Raw genomic sequence first — 225 nt, 5'->3', positions numbered from 1 at the left:
CCGGTACCTAAAGAAGGGTACGGGCAAGCGGCACAGGATCCGGATTAGATGGAGATCGGGCAGATGGATGCGCTGTGTCCTGGGGGAATAGAAAGGGATCGACGACTTCGGGGATTTTGTAACTCTTTGAGATCCTTAAGCGGATCACATTGCTGATGTCGGTCGCATGTCACTGTCTACGGATTTCAGGTGGATATCACCACGCGGGGGGTGGGGACAGGGGAG

Origin of the sequence: Methanoculleus sp. UBA430, from assembly GCF_002506585.1 — an archaeon.
Taxonomy (GTDB): Archaea; Halobacteriota; Methanomicrobia; order Methanomicrobiales; family Methanoculleaceae; genus Methanoculleus.
The sequence above is the reverse complement of the archived record's forward strand: the minus strand, read 5'-3'. Positions refer to the sequence as shown.